Raw genomic sequence first — 6,930 nt, 5'->3', positions numbered from 1 at the left:
GCAGCTTTTCTCACTATTTCATCAACTGAACTGCTTTCGTCATGTATAGAGGAAAGACAGTCTCACCTGAATCAAAAGCAGCACAGGTAGTTCATTCAACTTCCTTAAGAATAGGTGGCGTTTTTGGTTTTTCTTCCTGAATTCGCTGGTAAATCTCCTCTCGGTGGACCGCGATGTGCTTCGGCGCATCAATACCCATGCGTACTTGATTTCCGCGAACCTCGAGGACGGTGACGGTAATTTCACCCTCGTTTCCAATCTTTATAGCCTGACCATTTGTTCGTGTTAAGACTAACATAAATTATTCCTTTGGGCTGGAGCCGCCTTGAAAAGGCAACGGCTGATTACATGCAGAATATCCTTTTTATGATCTCCTGTGAACCTAGTGATCCATAAGATATTACGTTCCCTTTTTCTATCACGCGCAAAGTCTAAAACTCCTGATGGACTTACGCGATAAAGAGGAGCGTCAAGGAACTACGATTTCTCCTTGTCCGCCAATTACGCACAGCACAGAGGATTAAAAACCCAGTGCACTCGGAGCGAGCATTATACTCATGATAACGAGAAGTGCAAGTGTAAAAATCGAAGTCGAAGAAAGCTTTCCCGCTGCCCTCCGCCGGACCGATTATAAAACGCTTGCGCTTTCATCTTCTATGATGAAGCTGAACGCCTGCCGAGGTGCCTATTAACAAATCATCGGCGAGCCGGTGCGCGAAGAGACCGTTGGCGACGACGCCTGGGATGTTATTGAGAATGGTTTCTAACTCAACAGGATTGAGGATGGTCAGGTTGTGAATGTCTAAAATCACATTACCGTTATCCGTTGTGAATCCTTGTCGATAAACCGGGTCTCCCTTGAGCTTGACGATTTCACGTGCAATAAAGCTGCGAGCCATTGGGATAACTTCAATCGCCAAGGGGAATTGTCCTAGCACGTCCACTTGTTTACTTTCATCGACAATACAAATAAAGCGTTTAGCGGCTGCCGCGATGATTTTTTCACGTGTAAGGGCGCCACCGCCACCTTTGCTAAGATAAAAATGTTTATTAAATTCATCAGCTCCATCCACGTAGACATCGACGTTGGAAACGGAATTAAGATTGACAACTGGAATACGGTGCTTTTTTAAGCGATTTTCAGTGACTACAGAGCTTGCAACAGCCCCTTCAATTTGATGTTTAATTTCCGCTAAAGCATTGATGAAACAATTGACGGTAGAACCAGTTCCTACTCCAACGATATTGACGCTCTTAATGAATTGAATCGCTTCAATAGCGGCTGCTTTTTTAAGTTCGTTTTTTGACATGATGATCTCCCCAGTACTAGTATTTTAAATAAAATGCCTTTTCACAGCCATTTCAATTTTAGATTTCGTCATTCCGCGCAGGCGGGAATCAGGCGTACCTTCGGTGTGCTGCACATGTATGCGCTGGATCCCCGCCTGCGCGGAATGATGGACTTTAAGTTTTTAGTCCTTACCTCTTGTGGGTAATGACAGAGTAATTACCTATTGTCTTTTTTAAATTCTTTGATCAATAAATCTTTTTCCTGCCATAGAGTGTTTAACCACTTCTGAAAATGAAGATGGAACGTTGTGTCTTCGTAGTAATTTCCGATAAGATCTTCAGTTAGTGGCAATAACTAATACTACACCGTAAATCTCACGACGATTCCCACAAGGAAAGGGGCTTGGAATAATGGAGAGTGACGTTAATAATTCCCGCCAATTTATTTTGCAAAGCGTTTATCACTATCACGATCCCGCCCGCTTTAGGACGCAGCAAATGTAAATAAGGAGAAGTTTGGTGTTGGTGTTTAAGTAGAGTGAATCGGGTGCCCTCAATAAAGTTCACAATGGTCGTAGGAAATATTTTAAAATTTTTGGAAGCTTTTTGGGTAATTTCGATATCTTTCGCTTTCAACTCTGGGTGACGATGGATAGAGTGGCGGGAATGCCGATGCACAAAAGGGTACCCCAACAACCAGCAGCCAAAACCGACCAAAGGGAAAAACCATAATAATTCTCTCCTCATAAAAAATTTAAGCGGTGGACTTTTTCGGTTAAAAACATAACCGAGCGCTAATTATCAAACCCTGATTCATGATTGCTGATGAGAACATACCGTTTATTTGGATCTAATTCAGCGTCGCTTTTGATTTTCGAGCGATGATGCGGCAATTGTAACAATACATTGGCAAAGCTCGTCCAAATAACGGGAATGTGACCGAGAAATTTTAATATCGCGTAACGCCAAGTTTTAAGAGACATAAGCCACGCAAGGCTACTCAAGATAATGGGGCAGGAATAGTCTACAGCAAAATCACGATATAAGAGGAAATAACAAAAGCAGCGGCTTGAATTTCAAGAGATCTATCATTTTGAATCAGGCCGCCAACGATTTCATTCCTATCGTGCCAATAAACCCCTCTAGCCACGGCTCATGTTCATAATCAATGCTTATGATGATGAGATAAAGCGCCGCCATGATCCATGATTGCTTGTGTGAAATGTGACACCCCACATAAAACCGGGACGCCCAATTTTATTTTGAACCGCCCACGCCATGCATTCAGTCAGGGCTCGATTGAATCCACGATTTAAGTTGTGATTTTTTAGGCTTTAAATAAAAACTCAAATCTGTTTCATCGTTATCCATCAAACGCATCATCTGCGGAAGTTGTTTTTGAGTAGCGCAACGGATCGCTTTAAGTCCAGTGCTAAAATTAGGAAATAAGATCGCGTTAAAATGTTCTTTTTCAGGCAACAGATACACTTTCATCGTTGCTTGAGTGATAATACCGAGTCTTCCTTCACAGCAGATAAATCATTCACGCAAATTAAGCGCACAAGAAGCACGCAGAACGGTGATATTTTCCATGACGCCTTGTGGTGTCACAACTTGTAAACTTAATACTGTTTCGCTAATGGTGCCGTACTGATCGGATTGCATACCGACCAAACGCGTTGCAAGCTAACCACCCAACGTGGAGAACTCAAAGGAATCTGAGAAATGCCCCAGCGAAAATTCTTTTTTGTTTAATTGCGATTCAAGCAGAGGTCCTAAGGAATTACGTAGACATTGTGATTCGTTACCAAGCTTAATAATGAAACGACTTGTTCGGTGGTTTCCGAATAAACAAAACAATCCGGGGACCCAGAAATTAAACCCTGTCGAATGCGAAATAGATCTCGGAAACTTTTACCATAAGCATGTATAAGCATGTCGCAAACGTTCCAGTTTTCTTTTGTGAAATTTGATCGGAGCGAAAATCGCGCTCCAATTGCTGTAAAAAAGCCTGACAGCGAATAGGAGATGGCAATTGGATTTTCTCAAATTCAATGGGCAAGTCCTGTTGGGCAATATTACAACCTAGTATTTTTTCTACATAAGGTAAAAATTTTGGCATCCGATGGATATCGGGCTGTTTATCAGGCGCCCCCAAACCCTACCATTTCATAACCATGCGAGTTCCTCTTTTTCTTGCCACCCATTTATCATCAGCCGATTGCCGCAATTGAACAATAGCCGTATAAATCGTTTCTGTCAACAAGGCACAATGCTCGGAAAAAGAGGCTGCTGCAGACTCCGCTACGACTGCGTCTGGATAAATCGGTTTGCCGATATACACTTTAATTCGCCCAGGACGGGCCATTCGAACCCCTTTAGGGAAAGTTTTTCAGTTCCTTCAATATAAGCGGGTACAATTGGTAAATTGAGCGTAAGCTCTGTGAAAGCAGCTCCTTTTTAAAAGGTAATAGCTCACCGGTTATCGAGCGTATTCTTTCAGGATAGATAATTAATTTATGCTTTTTTTCTTTGAAATTTTTGCAATGTCGCCGAATTTCTCTTAAGTCTTTAACGGGGTGTTTACGGTCTACCGCAATTAAATTCATTGATTTAGCCGAAAACGGTATTTTCTCTCCTCCCTTAAAAAAATAATCCTTCGCCGCTAACATGCTAAATTCTTTGAAAGAAAATCGCGTCGCTAACATTAAAGCAGGGGAATCCATGTGGCTAGTATGGTTACTGCAGAGGATGTAAGCACCTTTAATGAGATTTTTCCGCCCGTAGACTGAAAAGCAGCAATAACAATGAAATATCAATAAACAAAATCATTGAAATCCTAAAATCATTGAAATCCTATTTTATAGATTTTAAATTTTTTCATGAACTTTACGTTTCTTCTTTTTTCGTCCAAAGATCATATGCGCTTTAGCGAATTTATCAGCTCCGATAGCCACTGCTAACGAGACTTCTAATGCTAATGCGCTCGCCGTGATGAGTTCGGCTAATCGTTTTGATGAGTGTTTGCCTACACAATTGATGAGTTTTAAATTGCTTTGTTGTTGCGGCAATTGCATTCCACTTCCTACTGTCCCAACGGTAATTGGAGGCATGGTTAATACGCATTTAGCTTCATTCGATTCCGGCAAATATAAAATATCAAAGAAAGCGACTTCATTTTCACTGACGCAAGCACAATCTTGTCCGGTTGCAAGGTAAATGGCCGTCAATGCATTCACGACATGCAAATTGATCCCGACTATATTAGCAATCTTGCTCGCATATGGGCGACGCGCATTTCTCCTGCTAATTGTCGAGGCGAAATGCCTAACGTTCTTTTACAAACGGCTGCCGATAACACGCAAGAGGCAATGATTTTGTGCCGTCGTCCCGCCAGGAGAGTTTTCGTTGATGGCTTTTTATCCGCATTAAAACTCGATTTTAATAAATAAGCAAACGATAAATGCTCTGCGAGGGTACCTCGAATAAACTCACATGCATTACAAGTACAAAAGGTAGTCATATTCTGAACCGCGTCTTCCGCCGTGGTATAAACAAAATCGAGAACCAGGTGATCATGCACTTGATATTGATCAATTCTTATTAATTTCCCGTATTGAGTGCTTTGTTCAATCACATTTTTATTGCGTTGAAGTGTTCTGTCACCCAGGTAAAGAAAATTTTTAGTGAATTTAAGTCCTTAAATGAAAAAAAATCGGACTGCGGGAAATCACTTGCTAGATATTTTGAGTTTGTGAATGCCACACCGCATTGGGCAGTCGCGTAAAAACGCGGGACATCGATAGCCTCAACGTTCCCTCTAGCGTTGCTACAGGAATGTAGTGAGCTTGCCCTGAACATAGCGTTCCATCAATCACACACGACCCTACTAGGGTAAGAGGGATGGCAATTTGCCCTATGTGTTTTTCGATCAGCCCCTCCTGAAGCCGCTTAATTCGGGAAAGCAGGATTCCCAATTCAATCCCTGCTCCTTCATCCGTTGCCGCCGCCTTTTGAATGCCGATTCATTGAACCCGTAGGGATTTTTCCCATTTATTCACAGTTTCGCTTCTCCATTAGCCCATCATTCCCAAATGGAAAAATCGGTCAGGTTAATTGGACTTCAGACAGCGCTAAAAACCATTCATCAAATGCTTCCGATTCTTTCTCCACCGGTCCACTCGAATAATAGTGCCGTTGATCCAGCCCGATGCTGGCACCGCTAGCAAAACCACCGTGTTGACGACATCTGCCGGTCACGTTAATCGTTTAAAGGGATTTTTCACTTTCGCCAGGGCTTTCAAGCGGTTGTTACCGGGGATGAGGCGCAGAGCAGGGGTGTCGGTGACTCCAGGTTGGAGAAGATTAGAACGAATACCATAGGCAGTAAATTCAACGGCAATCGAACGAAAGACCGCCGCTAAAGCCGCCCTAGGTGCTGAAACCACCCGCGTAGCCTTTCCATGCGATCTCATTGTCTTCACTAGTTAAACCGATCACTCGCGCATCTTTGTCAAATAATCCTGCTTGGTGAAGTGCTTGAGTCCACGTTAATAAACTCGTCCCCATGCTACAAATTGTGTTAGCCATATCTTCTTGTTCAATTAATGACCGGCTGTACTGAGGCGATTGGAATAAAGTCAGTTACGGTAATTGTTCAGCGTGGTGCTCCAATTTCTCTTTTAAGATATCCGGGAGTATACCCAATGGCGTTGCGAACTCTTCAATGGCTGCATCGTACGTTTCTTCTAACGATTTTTCCGGGTCAATGGGTTTTAGATTACCGAAGGCGATAGAATGAAGCAGCAATTTAACCTTGCTTTTTGCCACCATGATCGATTGAAGCTCCCCAAGAACCTCAGCACGGCCCTCAGGACTCAAGGCATTCATGTTACAAGCCCGAAACTGAACGCCATACGACTTAATTCGCTAAACGCCTAATTAATTTTTTCCATCGCACCGGCGGTCTCGGTGCACAATAAATATATTCATTCCTCTAGCAGCTAATTGTTTGGCACCTTGCTAAGCCGAATCCGTCTTCTCGCCCCCTCACCATTCCTCCTTCGTCATCCCCGAGTTGGCGGACCGAGGTGCTTGGCATTCTTAAGAAAAGGGCGGATTACGTGAATATCATCGCCGAATTTTTGGCGGCACGACCAATTACCCAGCAGTTGCCTCACGGCAATTGTCTACGATTGATAAGAAACACACTCCTTCAAACGACGCAATCGAATGACTACGCGAGGCCATTCCATTAATTCCCTTCTGTCTACTAAAATCAGTGCATGAATCACACACTCTGCTACCAGCATTACCTTACATTTAACGTACTGCCCATTCCAATTAAATTGGTAGGTAAAAGGGAAAAAATCCTTTAATCGCTGACTCAAATTACTAAGGGCAAAATCCGGTAATACAAACATTTTAGGTGAGAAGCAGAGGTTTCTTACACATTTGCTATAAGCCTTATAAGCTGCTTCTTTTATGGCGCATAAAATAGCATCCGGATTTTCAGCCGCTAGTATGGTTTATTATTCTAAAGCAGAATAAACCCGATCTAAAAAGCGCTGATTAAGGAATTTTTCATGCGTTTCCGGCCCCTTAAAATCAACGATGTCATTTCCTAAATAGAAACCCATC

At 42.7% G+C, this 6,930-nt stretch carries 5 protein-coding genes and 5 pseudogenes; all 10 read right to left on the bottom strand.

The window, feature by feature from the left end:
- Positions 1 to 91: 91 nt before the first annotated feature.
- A complete protein-coding gene (gene csrA, locus OWO34_RS00240; RefSeq protein ID WP_267256138.1) occupies positions 92 to 298 on the bottom strand; it encodes a carbon storage regulator CsrA in 207 nt (68 codons plus the stop codon).
- Between the two features lie 349 nt (positions 299 to 647).
- Positions 648 to 1,310 (bottom strand): ribose-5-phosphate isomerase RpiA, encoded by a 663-nt coding sequence (gene rpiA / locus OWO34_RS00235; RefSeq protein WP_267256137.1) that lies wholly within the window; start codon positions 1,308 to 1,310, stop codon positions 648 to 650.
- A 197-nt stretch (positions 1,311 to 1,507) separates the two neighbouring features.
- Positions 1,508 to 2,389 (bottom strand): annotated as a pseudogene (locus OWO34_RS00230) (acetyltransferase).
- A gap of 185 nt (positions 2,390 to 2,574) precedes the next feature.
- Positions 2,575 to 2,784: an FAD-linked oxidase C-terminal domain-containing protein gene (locus tag OWO34_RS00225; RefSeq protein WP_267256136.1), complete on the bottom strand. Its 210-nt coding sequence runs from the start codon at positions 2,782 to 2,784 to the stop codon at positions 2,575 to 2,577.
- Positions 2,785 to 2,829: 45 nt separating this feature from the next.
- The gene (locus OWO34_RS00220) at positions 2,830 to 2,955 is read right to left on the bottom strand and encodes a hypothetical protein (RefSeq protein ID WP_267256135.1); all 126 of its coding nucleotides are present in this window, start codon (positions 2,953 to 2,955) and stop codon (positions 2,830 to 2,832) included.
- Between the two features lie 504 nt (positions 2,956 to 3,459).
- A pseudogene (locus OWO34_RS00215) lies at positions 3,460 to 4,174 on the bottom strand (lysophospholipid acyltransferase family protein).
- Positions 4,161 to 4,927, bottom strand: a pseudogene (locus OWO34_RS09630) (hypothetical protein). The pseudogenes OWO34_RS00215 and OWO34_RS09630 overlap by 14 nt, the downstream one beginning before the upstream one ends.
- 100 nt (positions 4,928 to 5,027) lie before the next feature.
- On the bottom strand, positions 5,028 to 5,267 hold the full coding sequence (locus tag OWO34_RS09625) for a hypothetical protein (protein WP_407647506.1): 240 nt from the start codon (positions 5,265 to 5,267) through the stop codon (positions 5,028 to 5,030).
- 170 nt (positions 5,268 to 5,437) lie between these two features.
- Positions 5,438 to 6,346, bottom strand: a pseudogene (locus tag OWO34_RS00205) (SDR family oxidoreductase).
- 22 nt (positions 6,347 to 6,368) lie between these two features.
- Positions 6,369 to 6,929: pseudogene (locus OWO34_RS00200) on the bottom strand (4'-phosphopantetheinyl transferase family protein); the annotation flags it as partial.
- Position 6,930 lies beyond the last annotated feature (1 nt).

The sequence above is a fragment of the Coxiella endosymbiont of Ornithodoros maritimus genome, from assembly GCF_907164965.1.
Taxonomy (GTDB): domain Bacteria; phylum Pseudomonadota; class Gammaproteobacteria; order Coxiellales; family Coxiellaceae; genus Coxiella.
Note: the sequence above shows the minus strand (reverse complement) of the source record. Positions and strands in the feature narration are given on the sequence as shown.

Coding starts and splice junctions, on each gene's coding strand:
- OWO34_RS00220 (WP_267256135.1), bottom strand. CDS start 2,955: ATGCAATCCGATCAGTACGGCACCATTAGCGAAACAGTATTAAGTTTA.
- csrA (WP_267256138.1), bottom strand. CDS start 298: ATGTTAGTCTTAACACGAACAAATGGTCAGGCTATAAAGATTGGAAAC.
- OWO34_RS00225 (WP_267256136.1), bottom strand. CDS start 2,784: ATGAAAGTGTATCTGTTGCCTGAAAAAGAACATTTTAACGCGATCTTA.
- rpiA (WP_267256137.1), bottom strand. CDS start 1,310: ATGTCAAAAAACGAACTTAAAAAAGCAGCCGCTATTGAAGCGATTCAA.